The sequence below is a fragment of the Amycolatopsis roodepoortensis genome (assembly GCF_014873915.1).
Lineage (GTDB): Bacteria > Actinomycetota > Actinomycetes > Mycobacteriales > Pseudonocardiaceae > Amycolatopsis > Amycolatopsis roodepoortensis.
On the sequence record NZ_JADBEJ010000004.1, the window covers coordinates 1,345,897 to 1,366,864 of the forward strand.

General features: G+C 69.3%; 22 protein-coding genes. 12 read left to right on the plus strand and 10 right to left on the minus strand.

Features of this window, described 5'->3' with window-relative positions; genetic code table 11:
* Nucleotides 1-8 precede the first annotated feature (8 nt).
* Nucleotides 9-1,397, minus strand: a complete 1,389-nt coding sequence (locus H4W30_RS17030; protein WP_192743691.1) for a GH1 family beta-glucosidase — start codon at nucleotides 1,395-1,397, stop codon at nucleotides 9-11.
* A gap of 86 nt (nucleotides 1,398-1,483) precedes the next feature.
* Here H4W30_RS17030 and H4W30_RS17035 point away from each other — a divergent pair, with 86 nt between their 5' ends.
* The 3 genes from H4W30_RS17035 (at nucleotide 1,484) to H4W30_RS17045 (ending at nucleotide 5,904) form a co-directional block, all read left to right on the plus strand.
* Entirely contained in the window at nucleotides 1,484-2,728 is a 1,245-nt protein-coding gene (locus H4W30_RS17035) for an ROK family protein (RefSeq protein WP_192744138.1), read from the plus strand.
* A 108-nt stretch (nucleotides 2,729-2,836) separates the two neighbouring features.
* Nucleotides 2,837-4,063 carry a glycoside hydrolase family 16 protein gene (locus H4W30_RS17040; protein ID WP_192743692.1) on the plus strand — a complete coding sequence of 409 codons (1,227 nt, stop codon included), beginning with the start codon at nucleotides 2,837-2,839 and terminating at the stop codon, nucleotides 4,061-4,063.
* Nucleotides 4,060-5,904: a ricin-type beta-trefoil lectin domain protein gene (locus tag H4W30_RS17045; RefSeq protein WP_318780615.1), complete on the plus strand. Its 1,845-nt coding sequence runs from the start codon at nucleotides 4,060-4,062 to the stop codon at nucleotides 5,902-5,904. Before H4W30_RS17040 ends, H4W30_RS17045 begins: the two co-directional genes overlap by 4 nt.
* A 73-nt stretch (nucleotides 5,905-5,977) precedes the next feature.
* Here the strand turns inward: H4W30_RS17045 and H4W30_RS17050 are convergent, their stop codons facing one another.
* Nucleotides 5,978-6,625, minus strand: a complete 648-nt coding sequence (locus H4W30_RS17050; RefSeq protein ID WP_091599994.1) for a GntR family transcriptional regulator — start codon at nucleotides 6,623-6,625, stop codon at nucleotides 5,978-5,980.
* A 182-nt stretch (nucleotides 6,626-6,807) separates the two neighbouring features.
* Here H4W30_RS17050 and H4W30_RS17055 point away from each other — a divergent pair, with 182 nt between their 5' ends.
* From H4W30_RS17055 to H4W30_RS43730, 6 genes are read left to right on the plus strand one after another with little or no spacing between them, the layout of a single operon-like run.
* Nucleotides 6,808-8,052, plus strand: coding sequence for an MFS transporter (locus H4W30_RS17055; RefSeq protein WP_192743694.1), 1,245 nt, complete (start codon nucleotides 6,808-6,810; stop codon nucleotides 8,050-8,052).
* A gap of 26 nt (nucleotides 8,053-8,078) precedes the next feature.
* A complete protein-coding gene (locus H4W30_RS17060) occupies nucleotides 8,079-8,873 on the plus strand; it encodes a putative hydro-lyase (RefSeq protein WP_192743695.1) in 795 nt (264 codons plus the stop codon).
* Nucleotides 8,873-9,631 (plus strand): LamB/YcsF family protein, encoded by a 759-nt coding sequence (locus H4W30_RS17065; protein WP_192743696.1) that lies wholly within the window; start codon nucleotides 8,873-8,875, stop codon nucleotides 9,629-9,631. The genes H4W30_RS17060 and H4W30_RS17065 overlap by 1 nt, the downstream gene beginning before the upstream one ends.
* A complete protein-coding gene (locus H4W30_RS17070) occupies nucleotides 9,631-10,236 on the plus strand; it encodes a 5-oxoprolinase subunit B family protein (protein WP_192743697.1) in 606 nt (201 codons plus the stop codon). Before H4W30_RS17065 ends, H4W30_RS17070 begins: the two co-directional genes overlap by 1 nt.
* Complete coding sequence (locus tag H4W30_RS17075) at nucleotides 10,233-11,156, plus strand: 5-oxoprolinase subunit C family protein (protein ID WP_192743698.1); 924 nt, start codon at nucleotides 10,233-10,235, stop codon at nucleotides 11,154-11,156. The genes H4W30_RS17070 and H4W30_RS17075 overlap by 4 nt, the downstream gene beginning before the upstream one ends.
* Before the next feature lie 5 nt (nucleotides 11,157-11,161).
* Nucleotides 11,162-11,266 (plus strand): biotin-dependent carboxyltransferase family protein, encoded by a 105-nt coding sequence (locus H4W30_RS43730; protein WP_225949366.1) that lies wholly within the window; start codon nucleotides 11,162-11,164, stop codon nucleotides 11,264-11,266.
* A 56-nt stretch (nucleotides 11,267-11,322) separates the two neighbouring features.
* Here H4W30_RS43730 and H4W30_RS17080 read toward each other — a convergent pair whose 3' ends face one another.
* The 8 genes from H4W30_RS17080 to H4W30_RS17110 all read right to left on the minus strand — a co-directional run bounded on the left by H4W30_RS17080 (nucleotide 11,323) and on the right by H4W30_RS17110 (nucleotide 17,967).
* Entirely contained in the window at nucleotides 11,323-12,579 is a 1,257-nt protein-coding gene (locus H4W30_RS17080; protein WP_192743699.1) for an HNH endonuclease signature motif containing protein, read from the minus strand.
* Between the two features lie 127 nt (nucleotides 12,580-12,706).
* Nucleotides 12,707-13,336, minus strand: a complete 630-nt coding sequence (locus H4W30_RS17085; protein WP_192743700.1) for an alpha-ketoglutarate-dependent dioxygenase AlkB family protein — start codon at nucleotides 13,334-13,336, stop codon at nucleotides 12,707-12,709.
* On the minus strand, nucleotides 13,324-13,452 hold the full coding sequence (locus H4W30_RS44210; protein ID WP_264082850.1) for a hypothetical protein: 129 nt from the start codon (nucleotides 13,450-13,452) through the stop codon (nucleotides 13,324-13,326). The genes H4W30_RS17085 and H4W30_RS44210 overlap by 13 nt, the downstream gene beginning before the upstream one ends.
* Nucleotides 13,453-13,547: 95 nt before the next feature.
* Nucleotides 13,548-14,606 (minus strand): alcohol dehydrogenase catalytic domain-containing protein, encoded by a 1,059-nt coding sequence (locus H4W30_RS17090; protein ID WP_192743701.1) that lies wholly within the window; start codon nucleotides 14,604-14,606, stop codon nucleotides 13,548-13,550.
* A 9-nt stretch (nucleotides 14,607-14,615) separates the two neighbouring features.
* Nucleotides 14,616-14,996: a transcriptional regulator gene (locus H4W30_RS17095; protein ID WP_192744139.1), complete on the minus strand. Its 381-nt coding sequence runs from the start codon at nucleotides 14,994-14,996 to the stop codon at nucleotides 14,616-14,618.
* Between the two features lie 168 nt (nucleotides 14,997-15,164).
* The gene (locus tag H4W30_RS17100) at nucleotides 15,165-15,848 is read right to left on the minus strand and encodes a metal-dependent transcriptional regulator (protein ID WP_192743702.1); all 684 of its coding nucleotides are present in this window, start codon (nucleotides 15,846-15,848) and stop codon (nucleotides 15,165-15,167) included.
* 35 nt (nucleotides 15,849-15,883) lie between these two features.
* Nucleotides 15,884-16,333, minus strand: a complete 450-nt coding sequence (locus H4W30_RS17105; RefSeq protein ID WP_192743703.1) for a GNAT family N-acetyltransferase — start codon at nucleotides 16,331-16,333, stop codon at nucleotides 15,884-15,886.
* 5 nt (nucleotides 16,334-16,338) lie between these two features.
* The gene (locus H4W30_RS17110) at nucleotides 16,339-17,967 is read right to left on the minus strand and encodes an amidohydrolase (protein WP_192743704.1); all 1,629 of its coding nucleotides are present in this window, start codon (nucleotides 17,965-17,967) and stop codon (nucleotides 16,339-16,341) included.
* Nucleotides 17,968-18,014: 47 nt separating this feature from the next.
* Here H4W30_RS17110 and H4W30_RS17115 point away from each other — a divergent pair, with 47 nt between their 5' ends.
* The 3 genes from H4W30_RS17115 to H4W30_RS17125 are packed head-to-tail and all read left to right on the plus strand — an operon-like array spanning nucleotide 18,015 to nucleotide 20,931.
* Complete coding sequence (locus tag H4W30_RS17115) at nucleotides 18,015-18,758, plus strand: enoyl-CoA hydratase/isomerase family protein (RefSeq protein WP_192743705.1); 744 nt, start codon at nucleotides 18,015-18,017, stop codon at nucleotides 18,756-18,758.
* Nucleotides 18,755-20,299, plus strand: coding sequence for an ATP-dependent acyl-CoA ligase (locus H4W30_RS17120; RefSeq protein ID WP_192743706.1), 1,545 nt, complete (start codon nucleotides 18,755-18,757; stop codon nucleotides 20,297-20,299). Before H4W30_RS17115 ends, H4W30_RS17120 begins: the two co-directional genes overlap by 4 nt.
* The gene (locus H4W30_RS17125) at nucleotides 20,296-20,931 is read left to right on the plus strand and encodes a TetR/AcrR family transcriptional regulator (RefSeq protein WP_192744140.1); all 636 of its coding nucleotides are present in this window, start codon (nucleotides 20,296-20,298) and stop codon (nucleotides 20,929-20,931) included. The genes H4W30_RS17120 and H4W30_RS17125 overlap by 4 nt, the downstream gene beginning before the upstream one ends.
* The last annotated feature ends 37 nt before the right edge of the window (nucleotides 20,932-20,968 follow it).

The window sequence follows — 20,968 nt, forward strand, 5'->3', positions numbered from 1 at the left end:
AGCAGGCCCTACCGCCGTCCGCCGCGCACCCGCTCGACGATGTCGCGGTACGCCAGCCCGCTCTGCTTGATCGTCCGCGCCTGCGTCTCGCGGTCGACCCGCACCAGGCCGAGCCGTTTCGCGTAGCCGTACGCCCATTCGAAACTGTCCAAAAAGGACCACGCGAAATAGCCGCGGACGTCCGCGCCCGCCCGTCGCGCGGCGGCCGTGGCGGCGATATGCGCGGACAGGTATCCGGCACGGTCGTCGTCGCGGACGAAACCGGTCTCGTCGGGGACGTCGGCGAACGCGGCGCCGTTCTCGGTGACGTAAAGCGGCAGGCCCGGATAGTCGCGGCTGATCCGGACGAGCAGTTCGGTGAGCTTGTGCGGCAGGATCTCCCAGCCCAGCACCGTCGACGGCGCCCCAAACGGGACCTTGCGGAACGCTGGCATCCCGAAATGCTCCACGGCGTTCCCGTTCTCCTCCACCCCGGAATACCGCGTCCCGAAGTAGTAGTCGACGCCGAGGAAATCGAGCGGGACCGCGATGATCGACGGATCCCACGGTTCCGACGGCAGGCGGATGCCGTGCCGCGCGAGGGTCTCCAGCACGTCCTCCGGGTACCGGCCGTGGACGAGCGCGTCGAGGTAGAACCTCGTCCCGAGCCCGTCCTCGAAGCGCGCGGCGGCCCGGTCGGCCTCGCTCGGGGTGGCCGGATCGGCGGTGCTCAGGTTGAGCGTGATGCCGAACTTCGTCCCGGCCGGGGCGAGTTCCCGCATCCGCCGCACGGCGAGGCCGTGGCCGAGCAGCAGGTGATGCGCCGCGGCCATGCCCGCCTTCGCGTCCCGGCGGCCGGGCGCCATCACCCCGTGGACGTAACCGTGCATGGCCGTGCACCACGGTTCGCTCAGCGTGGTCCAGTGGCGGACGCGGTCGCTCAGCCGCTCGAACACGAGCATCGCGTAGTCGGCGAACCGGACGGCGGTGTCGCGCGCGGGCCAGCCGCCGGCGTCTTCGAGATGCTGCGGCAGATCCCAGTGGTACAGCGTCAGCCAGGGGTCGATGCCGTTGTTGAGCAGTTCGTCGACCAGCCGGTCGTAGAAGGCGATGCCCGCCGGGTTCACGCCGCCGCGTCCACGCGGCTGCACGCGGGGCCAGGAAACGGAGAAGCGGTAGGTGTCGACGCCGAGTTCCTTGAGCAGCGCGACGTCGGCGGGCATGCGGTGGTAGTGATCGCAGGCGATCTCGCCGGTGTCCCCGTTGTCGACCGACCACGGGGATTGGGCCCACGTGTCCCAAATGGACGGTGTTCTTCCGTCTTCGGCGACCGCGCCTTCGACCTGGTACGCCGAACTGCCCACACCCCACCGGAAGTCCGGCGGCAAGGTGCCGATGAGCTCGTCGTCCCCCGTCATGGCCCCTCTTCCCGCCTTATTTCACCAGTTGATACATGGCGGAGGATAAGGTCGTGGGGCATCCTGGAAGGGTCCGCCGCCACAAGATGGGTATCCGCATGCCTGCCAAGCGCACCACCGTCCGTGACCTGCGGCGGCACAACCGTTCCCTCCTGTTGTCGAAACTCTACTTCGACGGCCCGCTCAGCCGCCACGAATTGAGCGGTCTGACCGGGTTGAGCGCCGCGACCGTCAGCAACGTGACCGCCGAACTCGGCGAAGAACGCCTCATCACCGAGGCCGGGCTGGTCGAGTCCGACGGCGGCAGACCGCGCGTCCTGCTCCGTGTCGACCCGGCGTACGGGCATGTCGCGGGCGTCGACATCGGCGAGACCGGGGTGAAGGTCGAGCTGTTCGACCTCACCATGAACCGGCTCGCCACCGTCGAGCATCCCCTCGCCTCGCCCCGGCCGGACGCGGCCGCGGCGGTCACCCAGGTGGCCTCCGGGCTGCGGGAGGTGATCACGGAATCGGGTATCGACGAAGCGACCGTGCTCGGTGTCGGTGTCGGCGTCCCCGGCACCGTCCAGCAGGGTGAAGCGCTGCGCGTGCACGCGCCAACCATCGGCTGGAAGGAGGTCCCGCTCACGGACCTCCTGCGCGCGGAGGGCGTCGAGCTGCCCCTGTTCGTGGACAACGGCGCGAAAACCCAGGGTCAGGGCGAAATGTGGTTCGGTGCCGGCCGTGGCGCCCGGCACGCGGTGATCGCGCTGATCGGATCCGGCGTCGGCGCGGCCGTGGTCGCCGACGGCACCACCTACCGGGGTTCCACCAGCAGCGCGGGCGAATGGGGCCACACGACGATCGTCTACGGCGGGCAGGAATGCCGCTGCGGATCGCGCGGCTGCCTGGAGTCCTACGTCGGCGCGGAGGGCGTTCTCGCCCGCTATCGCAAGGCGCGAGGCGGAAAGACTTCGGACGAGCACGAGCAGACCCAGTTCGCCGCCCTGCTGGAGTCGGCGGGCAAGTCCAAGGCCGCGGCCAAGGTGCTGGAAGAGACCGCGGGCTATCTCGGCGCCGGGATCGGCAACCTGATCAACCTGTTCGACCCGGAGCGGATCGTGCTCGGCGGCTGGGCCGGGCTGGCGCTCGGCGAGCGGTATCTGCCCGAGATCCGGCGCGTGGCGGGCGAGCACGCGCTGGCGCACGTGTTCGACCAGACCGAGATCGAGCTCGGACAGCTCGGCCCGGACGCCGTCGCCATAGGAGCCGCCACCCTCCCGGTCGCCGCACTGCTGGAGCAGGGCGCGGACCCGCGGACGGCCGGATCGAAGCGGGGCACGGCCACCTGACCTTAATTCGAGGTCGAAAAATACGTCTTGTCGCAGTGGTAGAGACCATGCATACTTTGTTGTCAGGCACAACAAAGTGGTTTCTGCCTGCGAAGAGAGGCGACAACGATGTCCATCTCCTCCCGTTTTCGCTGGGCGGCGCTCCTCGCCGCCGGCGTCCTCCTCGGCTCACTCCCCGCCACCGCACAGGCCCCGGCCTCCGAGGCCGCGGTCACGGCCGCGACCTTCACCGACGACTTCAACGGGCCCGCCGGCGCCGGTATCGACACCTCGAAGTGGCATTTCGAGACCGGCGACAACGTCAACAACCACGAGCGGCAGTGGTACACCTCCGGGACGAACAACGCGGCGCTCGACGGCCAGGGCAATCTGGTCATCACCGCGAAGAAGGAGAACCCCGGCAACTACAACTGCTGGTACGGGCGCTGTGAGTACACCTCGGCGCGACTGTCCACGCAGGGCCAGTTCACCCAAACCTACGGCCGGTTCGAGGCGCGGATGAAACTGCCGCGCGGGCAGGGGATGTGGCCCGCGTTCTGGATGCTCGGCGCCGACATCGGCAACGTCGGCTGGCCCAACAGCGGTGAGATCGACATCATGGAGAACGTCGGCTTCGAGCCGAACACGGTGCACGGCACCCTTCACGGCCCCGGCTACTCGGGCGCGGGCGGTATCGGCGCGGCCTACAACGGCCCGAACTTCTCCGATGACTTCCACACCTACGCCGTCGACTGGGCGCCGAACCAGATCGAGTGGTACGTGGACGGGAACCTCTACCAGACCCGCACGCCCGCCGACCTCAACGGCAACCGCTGGGTCTTCGACCACCCCTTCTACCTGATCCTGAACCTCGCCGTCGGCGGCTACTGGCCTGGCGACCCGAACTCCAGCACGGTCTTCCCGCAGCGTCTCGTCGTCGATTACGTGCGCGTCAATTCCAGTGACACGGCCGGGCGTACGGGCCGGATCACCGGGATCGGCGGGAAGTGCGTCGACGTCGCCGGGGCGAACACCGCCAACGGCACCCCGATCCAGATCACCGACTGCAACGGCAACGCCGCACAGAACTGGACCATCGGCGGCGACGGCACGATCCGGGCGCTCGGCAAATGCATGGACGTCTCCGGCGGCGGGACCGCGGACGGCACGGCCGTGCAACTGTGGGACTGCAACGGATCCGGCGCGCAGAAATGGGCGATCAGCGGCGCGCGCGACATCGTGAACCCGCAGGCGAACAAATGCCTGGACGCCACGGGGAACAGCTCCGCGAACGGGACGAGACTCCAGATCTGGACGTGCGGCGGTGGCGCGAACCAGAAGTGGACGACGCCGTGAGAAGGCTGCCGCTGCTCGGCGCCGCGGTGATCGCGGCGGCCACGCTCGTCGCGACGCCGGCGCGAGCCGCCGGGGAAACCGTGAACATCTGGCTCACCACCACGAACGACTCGCGCGGCGTGAACGTCACGCGCGGGCTCCAGCAGCAGTCACCGGTCACCTTCGCCGCGGGCACCGGTACCGGCCAGCAGACCATCACCGTCGACGAGAACACGACGTACCAGCAGTTCGAGGGCGCGGGTGCGTCGTTCACCGACACCGCGGCGTGGCTGATGAAGGGCAGCGGCGCGTTGTCGCAGGCGACCCGCGACGAGACCATGCGGAAGCTGTTCGATCCGGTTTCGGGGATCGGCGTCAACTTCATCCGCAACCCGCTCGGTTCCTCGGATCTGGCGCGGTTCAGCTACTCGTTCGACGATCTCCCCGCCGGGCAGACCGATCCGAGCCTGGCGAAGTTCTCGATCGGCCACGATCTCGACAGCATCCTGCCGCTGACCAAGCAGGCGCGGGAGATCAATCCGGCGACCAAGGTGATGGCGTCGCCGTGGAGCGCGCCGCCGTGGATGAAGGACAACGGGGACTTCAAGCTGGGCTGGCTGAAGGCCGAGTATTACCCGGTCTATGCGCAGTATTTCGTCAAGTACATCCAGGCGTACCAGGCACAGGGAGTGCCGATCCATTACGTGTCGGTGCAGAACGAGCCGACCTGCTGCGCGAGCTATCCGTCGATGAACTGGAACGGCGCCGGCCTCCAGTACTTCACGAAGACCAACCTGCTACCGGCCTTGAAGGGCGCTGGTCTGTCCACAAAGGTCCTCGCGCTGGACTGGAACTGGGACAAGTACACGGAATTCGGCGCGCCCACGATGGACGACGCTTCGATCCGAAACGACCCGAACTTCGGCGGGATGGCCTGGCACGGCTACGGCGGCGACGTCGCCCAGCAGACCGCCGTGCACAACCAGTACCCGGACGTGCCCGCGTACAGCACGGAGCATTCGGGCGGGACGTGGGTGAGTCATCAGCAGGCCGAAGACATGGCGAACATCGTCGACTACACGCGGAACTGGAGCAAGAGCTTCATCAAGTGGAGCCTCGCGGTGGACCAGAACATGGGACCGCACAACGGCGGCTGCGGCACCTGCACCGGCCTCATCACCGTCCACAATGGAGATTCGAGGCACGGGCAGGTCGATTACACCGTCGAGTACTACACGATGGGTCACCTGACGAAGTTCGTGAAGCCGGGCGCGCACCGGATCTCGTCCAACGACAACTCCGCCGTGCGGAACGTCGCGTGGAAGAACCCGGACGGGTCGAAGGCGCTGATCGCGTACAACACCAGTGGCGTGAGCCAGAACGTGCGCGTCAACTGGGGCGGGCAGTCCTTCACGTACACGCTGCCCGCGTCGACGTCGGCGACGTTCACGTGGTCGGGGACCCAGTCGGGCGGCGGCGTCCGCACCGGCGCGATCACCGGGCTCGGCGGCAAATGCGTCGACGTCGCCGGGGCGAACAGCGCCAACGGGACGGCGGTGCAGCTGTACGACTGCAACGGCTCGAACGCGCAGCAGTGGTCGTTCCAGGCGGACGGCACGGTACGGGCGCTGGGCAAATGCCTCGACGTCACCGGGATGTCCACGGCGGACGGCGCGCCGCTGCAACTGTGGGACTGCGCGGGCGGACCGAATCAGCGCTGGGCGGCCAACGCCGCCCGCGACCTGGTGAACTCCGGTTCCGGAAAGTGCCTGGACACCACCGGCAACTCCTCCGCCAACGGCACCCGGCTCCAGATCTGGTCCTGCACCGGCGCCGCGAACCAGAAGTGGGTCACTCCTTAGCCACCCCTCGCATTTCGTCCTCTGGATGCGGTGGTTCGCACTTCGAACTACCGCATTCAGAGGACGAAACGCGTCAGGAGGAGCGCTCGGCGTAGGCCTCGACCAGCTGGTTCTCGGCGTCGGTGAGGTACTGCGCGAGGAGTTTTTCGGCGCCGAGGCCGTCGCCGGCTTCGATGCGCTCCAGGATCTCCGCGTTGCGCTTGAGGTACGGCTCATGGAAGCGCCGCGGGTCGGCCATCATGTGGAACACCAGCCGCAGCTCGGCGAGGATGCCGCGCATCAGCTCGTCGATCCGCTCGCTGCCGCTCAGCTCCGCGATCGCCGAATGGAACCGGATGTTCGCGGTGCCGAGGTCCTGCCAGCGCTCACCCCGCTCGGCGATCCTGCCGTCCTCGACCAGGCGCGCGAGCTTCCCGAACGTCGGCGGCTTCTCCGTCACCGCCCGCACCGCGGAGCACTCGACGACCTTGCGCACCTTGTAGAGGTCGACGACGTCCTCGACCGGCAGCACCCGCACGAACACACCGCGGTTGAGCTCGTGGGTCAGCAGGCGTTCGTGCGTGAGCAGGCGGAACGCCTCGCGCAGCGTGTTGCGGGAGACGCCGAGCGCCGAGCCGATGTCCTGCTCCGACAGCCGGACGCCGGGCAGGAAGAAACCTTCCGCGATACGCGTGCGGAGGACGCCCGCGACCCGTTCGGCCGTGCTGGTCCGGCTGATCATGCCGCGATCCGCCTCGAGTCCTTCTACCGAGGCAGGACCACCCTCCGCGATCGTCACGTGACCGATCCTACCTAGGCACAAGAGTCTCAGCCAAGGATCCTCTTGTGGAATTGTTGAACAATACCTACAGTGGCTATCCATGTGACCCGTGCCACCCTGAGATTCACCCTCTGGAGGTGCCGATGAACGCGACAGCCACTACCGAAGACACACGCCCCTTCGCCTGGTTCCGCACGCTCGGTTCGCGAGGCCGCCGGGCCTTCGTCGGCGCGTTCGGCGGATACGGGCTCGATTCGTTCGACTACCAGACCCTGCCGCTGGGCCTGGCCGCGATCACCGCCTACTACGGCCTCTCCGGCGGCGAGGCGGGCCTGCTCGGCACCACCACGCTGGTGGTTTCGGCGATCGGCGGGATCGGCGCCGGCATCCTGGCCGACCGCATCGGCCGCGTCCACACCCTCCAGCTCACCATCGCGATGTACACGATCTTCACCGTGCTCTGCGGGTTCGCGCCGAACTTCGAGACGCTCCTGGTCTTCCGCGCCCTGCAGGGCCTGGGCTTCGGTGGCGAATGGGCCGCCGGCGCCGCGCTCGTGGCCGAGTACTCGCAGGCGAAGTATCGCGGCCGCACGGTCGCCTTCGTGCAGAGCGCGTGGGCCGTCGGCTGGGCGCTCTCGGTCGTCGTCTACACCGTCGTCTTCAGCATCTGGAGCCCGGACATCGCCTGGCGGGTCATGTTCTGGACCGGCGTCATCCCCGCGCTGCTCGTGCTGTGGGTCCGCCGCAACGTCCAGGACGCGCCTGTCGCCGAAGCGGCCCGCGCCACGAAGAAGGAACGCGGTTCGCTGGCGGGCATCTTCAAGCCGGACCTGCTGCGCACGACGTTCTTCGCCGCGCTGCTGGCCACCGGTGTCCAGGGCGGCTACTACACGCTCGCGACCTGGCTGCCCAGCTACCTGAAGACCACCCGCGGCCTCACCGTCATCGGGACCGGCGGTTACCTCGCGTTCCTGATCTCCGGCGCCTTCATCGGCTACGTCACCGGCGGCTATCTGACGGACCTCCTGGGCCGCAAGAAGACGTTCCTGCTGTTCTCGGTGCTGTCGGCGGGTCTCATCGTCGCGTACACGCAGATCCCGGCGGGTGCGAACACACTCGTGCTGTTCCTCGGGTTCCCGCTCGGGTTCTCGATGTCCGCGATCTTCAGCGGGTTCGGCGCCTTCCTCGCCGAGCTGTACCCGTCCGCGCTGCGTGGGACCGGGCAGGGCTTCACCTACAACCTCGGCCGCGCCATCGGCGCCACGTTCCCCGCCGTGGTCGGTTTCCTCGGCGCCGGCGGCGCGATGGTGTTCGGCGCGGTCGGTTACGGCATCGCCGTGCTGGCGCTGCTCGGCCTGCCCGAGACTCGCGGCCGCGAACTTCTGTGACCACAATCGGAAGAGGAGGCACCGCGATGACCACCTTCGACGAACCGGCGACGTTGTCCCCCGGCGAGGCCCGCGCCCTGTTCCGCGCGGGCACGGCCCGCCCGACCACCGGCTGGGCGAACGGGTTCACCCAGACCAACCTGATCGCCGTCCCCGAGGACTGGGCCTACGACGTCCTGCTGTTCTGCCAGCGGAACCCGCAGCCCTGCCCGGTACTCGACGTCAGCGACCCAGGCGACCCGTCGACCCGGCTGGCGCCCGGCGCGGATCTGCGCACCGACCTGCCGCGGTATCGCGTCTGGCAGAACGGCGCGTTGTCCGGCGAGCTCACCGACGCGAGCGGGCTGTGGCGCAGCGACATGGTCGCGTTCTCGATCGGGTGCAGCTTCACCTTCGAATCGGCGCTGGCCACCGACGGCATTCCGATGCGGCACGTCGACCAGGGCCGCAACGTGGCGATGTACGTGACGAACCGCGAGTGCGTCCCCGCCGGGCGGCTGCACGGGCCGATGGTGGTCTCGATGCGGCAGATCCCCGAAGACCGCGTGGACGACGCCGTGCGCATCACCCGCGGGATGCCCGCCGTGCACGGTGCGCCGGTGCACATCGGCGATCCGGCAGCGCTCGGCATCACCGATCTCGGCAAGCCCGATTTCGGCGACCCGGTCGACGCGGAACCCGGTGACGTGCCGGTGTTCTGGGCGTGTGGAGTGACGCCGCAGGCGGCTCTGATGGCCTCGCGGCCGCCGTTCGCGATCACGCACGCGCCGGGCTACATGTTCGTGACCGACAAACTCGACAGTGAGTTCAGGGTGGCCTGATGGATCTCAACAGCGATTTGGGCGAGGGTTTCGGCGCCTGGAAGATGGGCGACGACGACGCCATGCTCGACATCGTCACCAGCGCGAACGTCGCCTGCGGCTTCCACGCCGGCGACCCGTCGGTGATGCGGCGTGTCTGCGATCGCGCGGCGGAGCGAGGTGTCGTCATCGGCGCCCACGTCGCCTACCGCGATCTCGCCGGATTCGGGCGGCGGGCGATGGACGTCGCCCCCGCCGACCTCACCGACGACGTGCTCTACCAGATCGGCGCGCTGGAGGCGTTCGCCCGCGCGGCGGGCTCGCGGGTGCGATACGTCAAACCGCACGGGGCGTTGTACAACACGGCCGCGGTGGATCCGGATCAAGCGGCCGCGGTGGTCGAAGGGATCCGGCGGTTCCACCCCGGGCTCGCGCTGCTCTGCCCGCCGGGTTCGGAAATGGCCAAGCAGGCCGAAAAGGCCGGGCTCCCCGCGTACGCCGAGGCGTTCGCGGACCGCGCGTACACCTCCGAAGGCCTTCTGGTCTCGCGGAAACTGCCCGGCGCCGTGCTCCACGACGCCGGCGAGGTGGCCGCGCGGGCGGTGACGATGTCGACCACCGGCAAGGTCGTCTCCGCCGACGGGACCGAGCTGGCGCTCCAGCCGCATTCGCTGTGCGTGCACGGCGACACGCCCGGCGCCGTCGAGCTGGCGCGCCGGATCCGCGCGGGGCTCGACGCCTCCGGTGTCCACATCGGACCCTTCATCGAGGCCGCCTGATGCGAGTGCTGCCCTATGGGGCGCGTGCGGCCATGGTCGACTTCGACGATCCGTCGGAGGTGCTCGGGCTGCACGCGTCACTGGAGCAGGACCCGCCGGACGGCGTCGTCGAACTGGTCCCCGCCGCGCGGACCCTGCTCATCCGGTTCGACCCCGGCCGGACCCACCACGACCGGCTCGCCGAGGACGTGCTCCATCGGTCCACAGTGGACATCGAGCCGCGCGAGACCGCCGAGATCATCGTGCCGGTGCACTACGACGGCCCGGACCTCGCCGACGTCGCGGCCGCCGCCGGTATGTCGGCGGAAGCCGTCGTCCGGCGGCACGAGGACGGCACCTACGTCTCGGCGTTCTGCGGTTTCGCTCCCGGTTTCGCCTACCTGACCGGCCTCGACCCGGCGCTGCACCTGCCGCGCCGGACGAGCCCGCGCACGCGGGTGCCCGCCGGGTCGGTCGCGATCGCGGGCGAGTACACGGCGGTGTACCCGAACGCCTCCCCCGGCGGCTGGCAGCTCATCGGGCGGACCTCGCTGCCGGTGTGGGACGTCGAGCGGGAGCCGCCGAACCTGCTGGCGCCCGGTACCCGGATCCGGTTCACTTCATGACCGCGAAGATCGAAGTGGTCCGGCCCGGGGTCTTCGCCACCGTGCAGGATCTCGGACGGCCGGGCCTGGCCGCGATCGGCGTCGGCCGGTCCGGCGCCGCCGACCGCGGTTCGCTGCGGCTGGCGAACAGGCTGGTCGGGAACCCCGAGAGCCACGCGGCCCTGGAGTGCGTTCTCGGCGGCCTCGTCCTGCGGTTCTCCGCTCCCGCGACCGTCGCCGTCACCGGCGCGCCCTGCTCGATCACCGCCGGTGGGCGGGCTTTCGGCCCCTGCTCGCCGATTTTCGTGCGGGCGGGCGACGAACTCGTTCTCGGGATGGCTTCTCACGGTTTGCGTTGCTATGTCGCCGTGCGCGGCGGCGTCGACGTCCCGCCGGTGCTGGGCGCACGGGCGACCGACACCCTCGGCAAACTCGGCCCGCCCGCGCTTTCGGCGGGGATGGCCTTGCCGGTGGGGCAGGAGGTACTGGCCCATCCCGGGGTGGATCTCGCTCCTCTTCCTTCTTTGCCAGAGGAACCGGTTCTGCGGGTCACTCCAGGGCCTCGGGTTTCGTGGTTCGTTCCCGGCGCACTGTCCACTTTGGTCTCTTCCGGTTATGTCGCCACGGCCGACGTCGATCGGGTGGGTGTGCGGCTCGATGGCCCTGCGCTGTCGCGGGCGCGTGGTGGCGAGCTGCCGCCCGAGGCCGCCGTGCCGGGCGCGTTGCAGGTTCCTCCTTCGGGGCAGCCGATCCTGTTCCTGGCCGACCACCCGGTGACCGGGGGCTACCCGGTGATCGCGGTGGTGGAGGAGGCGGATCTGGACCTGGCCGCGCAGGTGCGGCCCGGGCAGCGGGTGCGGTTCCGCTCGCTTGAGAGACCGGCCACCTGGCTCGCATTTAGCCAGCTGAGTGCATGTTCACCGGGTCGGCCTAGGCCCTGAGGTGCATGGTGTTGCGCCTCGGCGTCCCGGCGGGGGTAGGCGAGCGGGGCGAACTGGACCTGGCCGCGCAGGTGCGGCCCGGGCAGCGGGTGCGGTTCCAGCTCGCTTGAGAGACCGGCCACCTGGCTCGCATTTAGCCAGCTGAGTGCATGTTCACCGGGTCGGCCTAGGCCCTGAGGTGCATGGTGTTGCGTCTTGGTGTGCCGGTGGGGTCGAGGTAGGCGGGCGGGGTGAATTCGGGCAGTCCGTCTTGGGCGATCTGGACTTTCCATTCGCTGTGGTGGATCAATCGGTGGTGTTTGGTGCAGAGCAGGACGAGGTTGTCGATCTTTGTTTCGCCGTGGTGTCGCCAGAAAACGATGTGATGGGCGGTGCAGCGGGGTACGGGCATGTCGCAGCCGGGGAAGGCGCAGCCACCGTCGCGGATCGTCAACGCGTACTTCTGCGCTAGCGACACGGTGCGTTTCGACCGGCCGATGTCGAGGGGTTCTCCGGCGGTGCCGAGGACGCCGGGGCGGACGCGGGCGTCGCAGGCGAGGATGCGGGCGTCGGTGGCGCTGATCGGCCCGACCAAATCCAAATGTGCTTCGCCGATGTCCCGGATCAGGTCCTCGTAGGACATGGTGACGAGGATGTGGGTGGCTTCGCCGGCTTGGCCGGGGAGGTTGCGGCTGGTGGTCTTCAGCCGCACGTAGTCGGTGAAAGCGTCGCCGTAGCGTTCGTCTTGGCTGCGGGAGTCCCGCACTCCGTCGATGGCCTTATGAGGCTTGGCCATGGGGTCTAGGTCGGATTTCAGGCGGGCGTAGGTTTCCAGGTCGAGGGTGCCTTTCAACCCGAGGGTGCCGTCGCGGTGTCTGACGAACCGCAGCTCCGGCCGGGTGTCTTTGGGGTCTTCGTTGCGGGGTTCTTTGCCGTCGGGGTCGAGTTCGTCGAGCAGGCGGCGTCCGGCGCGGGCGATCTGCCGAGGCCCCGCCCGACGCGCCAGCTCGACCAGGATCGCCTCCCCGGCCCGCACGTCCTCCTCGGGCACGCTGGACGGGATCCGCGCGAGGGTGCGGATGATGGCGTCGATCTGCGAACCCCCGATCGCGCCCTCCGCGGCGGCCTGGGCCGTCAACGGTGCCAGTGGCGGTTCGGGATCTCCGCCGATGGCGGGGCCGGGATGCAGCGCCAGGACGCGGTCGGCGCGGGCACTGGCTTCCTTGTCCGTCACTAGGAAGTCCTCGAAAATCAGTGCCGCCAACGTCGAATGCCCGCTACACCCACGCACCCCGCGGGAATTGATTTCCGCCAGGATCGCGTTCTGCTCGGCATCCGCCTGACGCTTCAGGATTTCGAGTTCTTGTTTGCGGGCGTGCAGCGTGGCGGTGTCGACGCGCCACCATTCGGTGGGCGTCTCTGGGGGTGCATCGTTGCTGGCCACGACACCGACATTACTTCGAATCGAACACTTGCGCTAGCCCAAATAGCCCAATGCGAATATTGCCGAAAAATGGCGACGGCGAAGATTCCTTAAAGCCGCGAAGCGCCTTTAAGCTCGCGAAGGTCGCTTAATCACTCTCAAGTCCCGAAACCCGCAAAGTGATGTTCAATCGCCCCACGAGCCCCAGCTCCGGATCGGCCGTCCCCGGCAAGATCCGAGGCACCCCGTGGAAGGCCAGCCGCGACTCCCCGCCGAACACGAACAGATCCCCCGACCGCAGATCCACATCCGTGTACGGCCGCCCACGATCGACCGTGTTCCCGAACCGGAAGACGCAGGCGTCCCCCAGGCTCAGCGACACGACAGGCTCCAGCGAAGCCTCGTCCTTGTCCTGATGCAGCCCCATTTTGGCGGCGGAGTCGTAGAAGTTCACCAGCGCGATGTCCGGCTCGTACTCCGACGAGCCGTAAGCGGTCGAAACCGCCCGCCGCCCGAGATCGCCCAGCCACGAAGGGAACGGCAGGACCGGGGAGCCGTCCGCGGTCACCTTCGAGTACCGGTACGGGTGCCAGTGCCAGCCGAGGCAGACCGTCCGCACCGACATGACGCCACCATTGGGCAACCGCGTCCGCCGGTAGCCACGCCAACCTCGGCACGCCTCGACCAGACGGCGTTGTTCGTCGAGGTCGAGCCAGTCGGGAACATGCACCGCACCGGGTGCGACTTCGGTCCGCGGGCGAGGGATCAGCGCGTCCACGCGTCGAGTTTGCCAGGACACGCGCCGATGATCCGGTGGCCCCGTACCAGGACACCCGCCGCGGCGAGCCAGAGCAGCACGGACCGGCCGAACCGGGGCCGGGACGGGGCATCCATGACTGTCACGGTCAAGCAAGCTGCCACAAACCGCCGGAAGAAGCCACCTTTCGGACTACTCCGATCGGCCGGTTGACCGCAGTGCGTTCACCCGGTCACCGTGCGAATTCGACCACCGTCACCCCGGCCCGCGCGGGCACCGGGTCGTTCATCGCCGCGAGAACGGCGGGGACGTCGTCGAGGCCGACGCGGTCGCCGATCATGCCTTCGAGGTCGATCCCTGCCGTTTCCACCACCCGCAGCATCTCGGGGTACTCGTGTGCTTGCAGCCCGTGGATGCCGACGATCTCCAGCTCCCCGCCGATCACCCGGTGCATCGGGATCGGCGCGACGCCCTGCGCGGGCGGCATCAGCCCGGCTTGGACGTGCCGTCCCCGCTTCCGGAGGCTGCCGATCGAGGCGGCGCAGGTGGTCGGCGAGCCGAGGCAGTCGAGCGACACGTGCGCGCCGCCGCCGGTCAGCTCGCGGACGTGAGCCGCGACGGCTTCATGGCCTTCGAACGCGGACGGGTCGACGACCGAAGAAGCTCCCATTCGCGTCGCCAGTGCCCTGGCCTGCGGAGACGGGTCGACGGCGACGACCGACGCGCCGGCCGCGACGGCCAGCAGGATCGCCGAGACACCGACACCACCACAGCCGTACACCGCGACCTGCTGCCCCGGCCGGACCCCGCCCTGGCGCAGCACGGCCCGGAACGCCGTCCCGAACCGGCAGCCCAGAGCCGCCGCTTCGGCAGCCGACAGCGAGTCCGGAAGGGCCACGAGGTTGACCTCGGCGTTTTCGATCGCGACGTACTCGGCGAACGAGCCCCAGTGGGTCGCGCCCGGCTGGAACTCGCGGTCGCAGATCTGCTGGTCACCGGCCGCGCACTGGGCGCAGGCGCCGCAGGCGCAGACGAACGGCACCGTCACCCGGTCGCCCGCCGACCAGCCGCGCACGCCCTCGCCGAGCGACGCGATCCGGCCGGCGAGTTCGTGCCCTGCGACGTGCGGCAGCTTCACCGACGTGTCGTGCCCCTGCCAGGAGTGCCAGTCACTGCGGCACACCCCGGTCGCCTCGACGGCGATCACCACCCCGCCCGGCGGCGCGACCGGATCCGGCACCTCGCGTACCTCGGGCAGCACCCCGAACTCCTCGAAGACGACCGCCCGCACTCGCGCTCCTCAAGTGTCCCGGTTTCTCGGCATGACCATGCCCTCGCCGGGCACCGTACACCGGGCCGCCCGCCCTCGCGGCGGTCCCAGAAGCCGCGACAGGGACTCCGGCGGAACCCCGAGCACCTCCTCGAGATTCTTCAGCACCAGCAGGGATTCCGGCCGTTCCGGACGGCACCGGCCGGACTGCCAGTGGCTCAGCGTCGCGAGACTGACCGAGCACCCCCGCCCCCTGAGCCGGTACCGGATCCGATCGAGACCGAGGCCCCGCGCCCTGATCGCCGCCCTGAGGGCGTCCGCGAACGGCCCCGTCTCCAGCAGCCGCCTGAGTTCACGTCCTTCCGCCACCCCCCGGTCGATGGTGTGTGTCCGCTGACCGGTCATCTTCATCGCCTTCGTACGCTCGCTAGCCACCCGGAATAGCGCAGCCTAGGCGCGGGATCACATGATCGGAAGGGTCTTCGATCACCTATCGGCGCGGCAGGCGGGTGACGTAATTATGCAGAGACGTAGGGAAAATTCCCACCCCGCCCGATACCGGTCCACAGTGGACATGGTTCAGCGCAGCGCGACCGACAGCGCCTGCGCGATCTCCTTGCCGATGGCGTGGGTCGCCGCGTCCGGCGGCGAGCCGACCTTGACCACCATCGGGCCGCCGAACGGCTGGCGCTCGACCACCTCGATCCGCTCGCCGAGGCCGATGGAGTGCTCGGTGAGGTAGCGCAGGAGTTCCGGATCGGTGTCCCAGACGCGGACGATCTCGCCGACCGCGCCGGGCGGGAGGTCGTCGAGGATGCGCATCGGCATCTCCTCGACGCTGCCGTCGGGCGCGGGGATGGGGTCGCCGTGCGGGTCTCGCACCGGGTTGCCGAGCTTCGCGGCGATCCGTTCGACGAGCCTGTCCGAAACCGCGTGTTCGAGCGCATCGGCCTCGGCGTGGACCTCGTCCCAGGTGTAGCCGAGTTCGGACACCAGGTAGGTCTCGATCAGCCGGTGGCGGCGGAGCACGGAGCGGGCGAGCAGCCTGCCGTCGGTGGTCAGCTCGATCCCCCGGTACGGGACGTGCGCGACCAGCCCGAGCTGGGACAGCTTGGTGACCATGCCGGACGCCGAGGACGGGCTTACCTCGAGCCGTCCGGCCAGCGACGTGTTGGTGACGGCCTCACCGCGTTCCACCAGCCCGTAGATCACCCGGACGTAGTCCTCCACGGACGACGACCTGCGGCTTGCCCCTTCACCCATGCGTGCGAGTTTACGTCTTGCCGCTCGGCCGCGGCTCACCCAGCGTGCGGTCGCCAGCGGTACCGGATCCAGCCGGGGACGGGGTCGGCGCCGAGCTGGGCGTAGAACGCCTCGCCCTTCTCGTTGCCCTCCTGCATGTCCCATTCGACCCGGCCGGGCGACCGCGCGGCCAGTTCGTCGAGCAGCTCCCGCCCGAGGCCGAACCGGCGGTGTTCCGGGCGCACGAAGAGGTCGTCGAGCCAGATCCCCGGCCGGGCCTCCCAGGTGGAGAAGTTCCAGCTGCAGAAGGCGAACCCCGCGACCTTGCCCGGTTCACCCGGAGGGGTGGCCAGCAGCACCCAGGCCTTCGGATCGGGCCCGAAGAGGAACCCGGCCATCTCCTGCCTGTCGAGCTTCAGATCGTGTTTGTCCTCGTAGACCGCGTGCTCCTCGATGAGCGCGCAGATCTCCTCGATGTCGTCCGCGACCGCGTCCCGCACCGGCATGGGTCTCAGCTCCGTTCGTAGACGATGTCGCCGCCGACGGCGGTGGCGACGACGTTGATCGAATCCAAAGTGGACTCGTCGGTCGGGTCGGCCGAGAGGACGGCGAAGTCGGCGAGCTTGCCGATCTCCAGCGTTCCCAGGTCCTTCTCGGCGAAAGCGGCGTACGCGGATCCGTACGTGTACGCGCGCAGCGCTTCGGCGGGCGTGAGCCGCTCGTCGGGACCCAGCACGACTCCGGACGCGGTCTTCCGCCGCACCATGTCGGCCAGCGCGAGCAGCGGCGCGCCCTCGACGACCGGCCGGTCGGAGCTGGCCGGGAGCACGCATCCCGCGTCGAGCAGGCTCTTGAGCCGGTAGCACCACGGCTCGCGCTCGGGGCCCAGCGCGGCCCGCATGCCGTCGCCGATCTCGTTGACGAACCGGCCCTGTGGCGAGGCGATGAGCCCCAGCGACGCCAGCCGTTCCAGTTCCTCGGGCCGCAGCACCGCGCAGTGCTCGATGCGGTGCCGGTGATCAGGTCGCGGGTCGGCCTTCAGCGCGGCCTCGTAGGCGTCGAGGACGACGGTGATCGCGCGGTCGCCGATGGCGTGCGTCGCGATCTGCCAGCCGGCCTTGTGCGCGGCGGCGATGGTCCGCGCGATCTCGTCCTCGGGCACCTGGAAGTAGCCGACGTTGTCCGGCTCGCCCGCGAACGGCTCGTGCATCGCGCAGGTCCGGCCGATCAGCGATCCGTCGGCGAACAGCTTCATCGCGCCGATCCGCAGCCATTCGTCGCCGAAGCCGGTGCGCATCCCCAGGTCCAAGCCGTACAGCGCTGATGGCTCCTCGGCGGGAAAGCGTGCCTCGGAGCGCGCCCCCGCGTCCAGCTCGTGCAGGACGCTCGCGGCGACCATCACCGTGCTCCGCACGCGCAGCACCCCGCGTTCGCGCGCCAGCTGGTACGCGGCGAGTTCGGCGGGGGTCTCCCCCACGAGGCCCCCGCCGATCCCGGCCTCCTGGACACTCGTGATGCCCTCGGCCAGGTACCGCTCGCTCGCCCTGTCCAGGCCGCGGACGACCCGTTCCACCGGCGTCGGATAGGTCAGCGGCCGCAGCAAGAGCTGGGCCTGCTCCCGCAGCAACCCGGTCGGCGAACCGTCCTCGTCACGGACGACGTCGCCACCGACCGGCACGTTCGCCAGGTCCAGCCGCTCCAGGACGGCGGAGTTGACCACGGTCATATGCCCTGAAGTGTGCTTGAGCCGCACGAGGTGCCCAGGAGCGGCGCGATCGAGCCCCTGTCTCGTCGGATGGCCGCCGTCCAGCTTGTTCTGGTCGTAGCCGCTGCCGATGATCCAGCCGCCCGGCGGGGTTTCGGCCGCGCGCCGCGCGACGGCGTCGTACACCTCGTCGACGCTGCGGCAATCGGACAGGGCGACGTCGTCGAGCGCCATGCCGAACCAGGCCATGTGGTTGTGCGCGTCGTGGAATCCGGGCACCACCACCGACCCGCCGAGATCCACCCGGTGCTTTGCGGAAAGCGCGGTCGCATCGTCACCTAACGCGACGATTCGCCCGTTCAGCACCGCAAGCGCTATGGATTCCTCCGTCCCGGTGAGGAACCGGGCGTTCTCGTAGACCGTGTCGACCCGCATGGATCCGACCCTATCGATCGATCGATCGGTCGTCTAGGCTCGGCGACATGAGCACCGTGGACTACGCACTCGACGACGGAATCGCGGTCATCTGGCTGAACCGCCCCGAACGGCTCAACGCGGTGGTCGCCGAACTGGTGGACGACCTGCTGGAGGCGCTCGACGCGGCCGCCAAGTCGGACGCGCGCGCCGTCGTGCTGGCCGGGCGGGGACGCGCGTTCTGCGCGGGTCACGACCTCAAGGAACCCACCCCGCCGGGGGATTCACGCCCGCGGCTCGACCGGCTACAGGACGTGACGCGCCGTCTTCGCGGACTGCGCCAGCCCGTCATCGCCGCGGTCCACGGCTACGCGATCGGCGCGGGTGCCGAGTTCGCGATGGGCTGCGACCTGATCCTCGCCGCCGAAGACGCGGTGTTCGCCTTCCCCGAGGTCTCCCTCGGCCTGAGCGTCACGGGCGCGGCGTCGCGGTTGCTGCCGCTGCTGGTCGGCCCGCTGAAGGCCAAGGAGCTCCTGCTGCTGGGCGAACGCGTGAGCGGCACCGAGGCGGCCGAGCTCGGCCTGGTCAACGCCGCCCTGCCCGTCGACGACCTGATGGACACCGCGCTGGCCTGGGCGGCCAAGATCGCCGCTCATCCGGCGGCCGCGGCCACGATGGCCAAACGCGCGCTCGATTCCGGTATCGACAGCTCCCTCGACGCCGCGCTCGAACTCGAAGTCAGCCACGCGCTGATCACCGAGCACTCCGCCGAGGTCGCCGCCTCGGCCGAGGCGTTCCGGAGCCGGTCATGACCTCGCTCGCCGGAATCGACACCCTCCTCGGGCTGACCGCCAGGGCCGCCGCGCTCTGGCCGGACCGGACGGCGTGGATCTTCGACTCCACCGGGGAGAGCTTCACGTTCGCCGACGTCGACGCGCGCAGCACCGAGTTCGCCCGCGCGCTGCTGGAACTCGGCGTGGAACCGGGTGACCGGGTCGCGGTGATGCTCCGCAACCAGCCCGAGTTCCCCTTGCTGTGGCTGGCCTTGGCCAAGATCGGCGGGGTGCTCGTCCCGGTCAACACCGGATACCGCGAGTTCGACGGTGCCCATGTGCTGCGGCATTCCGGTGCCAGGTTCGCCGTGGCCGCCGAGGAATTCCTGGAGCTGCTGAACAAGATCGCGCCGGAGACCTCGCTGGAACACGTGCTCACGCCCGGCGAACTCACCGGCTCCGGTGCCGTGCCGGTCTTCGCGAGTGAAGCCGAGCGCCCGGTCAACATCCAGTACACCTCGGGAACGACGGGCGCGCCCAAGGGTTGCGTACTGCCGAACCGGTATTGGACGACGCTCGCGATCGGCCTGGCCACGGACTACCCGTCGGTCGGCGCGGACGACGTCATCCTGACCGCGCAACCGTTCCACTACATCGATCCACAGTGGAACGTCGCGCTGGGGCTCGCCGGCGGCGCGACCCTGGTGGTGCTCGACCGCTTCCACCCGTCGACGTTCTGGGAGAAGATCCGCGAGCACGGCGTCACCTGGTTCTACTGCCTCGGCCTGATGCCCACCCTCCTGCTGCGCCAGCCGGAAAGCGAGCTGGACAAGGCACACCAGGTCCGCGCGATCTGCGCGTCGGCCATCCCGCGTGACCTGCACGCCGCGCTCGAAGCACGCTGGGGCACGCCGTGGTACGAGGCCTTCGGCATGACCGAGACCGGCGGCGACATCCGGATGCACCCGGCGGATCACGAGGAGACCGTCGGCACCGGCTGCCTCGGCAGGCCGTCGCCCGCCCGCGAGGTGATGATCGCCGGCGAGGACGGGAAACCCCTGCCGCGCGGGGAAACCGGTGAGCTGCTGATCCGCGGGGTCGGCCTGATGCACGGCTACCACGACGATCCCGAAGCGACCAGGCGTGCGTTCGACGGCGGCTGGTTCCACACCGGCGACCTGGCCACAATGGACGGCGAAGGCCGCGTGTACTACGTGGGCCGCACGAAAGACATGATCCGCCGCAGCGGCGAGAACATCTCCGCGGACGAGGTCGAACGGGCGCTGCAACTGCATCCGGCGGTGAAGCTCGCCGCTGTCATCGCGGTGCCGGACGATCTCCGCGGCGAGGAGGTCAAGGCGTACATCGTCCTCGACGAGAACGAGGGGCACCGGTGCGAACCGGCCGAACTGGCGGAGTTCTGCTCGGCGAAACTGGCCTACTTCAAGGTTCCCCGATTCTGGGTCATCGTGACGGAACTGCCGATGACACCGTCGGAACGGGTCGCGAAGGGGGAGCTCAAGAAGGCGGGCGACCTCCGCGCCGGTTCCTGGGACAGGACCATCGAGAGGTGGTTGTGAGCACCCGCGAGCGGGTCCGCCAGGCGGCGGTGAAACTGTTCGCCGCCAAGGGGTTCCACGGCACCGGCATCCGGGATCTGGCGCAGGAGGCGGAACTGTCGTCCGCCAGCCTGTACCACTACATGGGCACCAAAGAGGATCTGCTGGTCGCCATCATGAACGAGTCGCTGCGGCGCCTGCTCGACGCGGCCGAGCGGGCGACCGCCGGGCTCGCCGATCCCGTGTCACGGCTCGGCTCCCTGGTGGCGCTGCACGTACTCGCGCACGCCATCCAACCGGATGACACCCGCGTGGTGGACAACGAGGTCCACGCGCTCACCCCGGGCGCCAGGGCCGAGGTGGTGGGGCTGCGCGACGCCTACGAAAGGCTGTGGGCGGACGCGATCGAGGACGGCGTGAAGGCGGGTGTCTTCCACACCGACCAGCCTTCGGTCACCCGGCTGGCACTGGTGGAGATGTGCAGCGGTGTCGCGCGCTGGTATTCGCCGGCGGGGCCGCTCACCCTGGACCAGCTGGCCGCGCATTACGCGGAACTGGCGCTGCGGGCGCTCGCCTGTGAAGGCAGACTGGACGTCGCCGCGCTGCAAAACTGCCGTGAAGTGGTCTCGGGAGTGTGGCGAGTGCCCGTTTAACGGCGACTCATACCCGGTACGCCTTGCTCAGACGGCT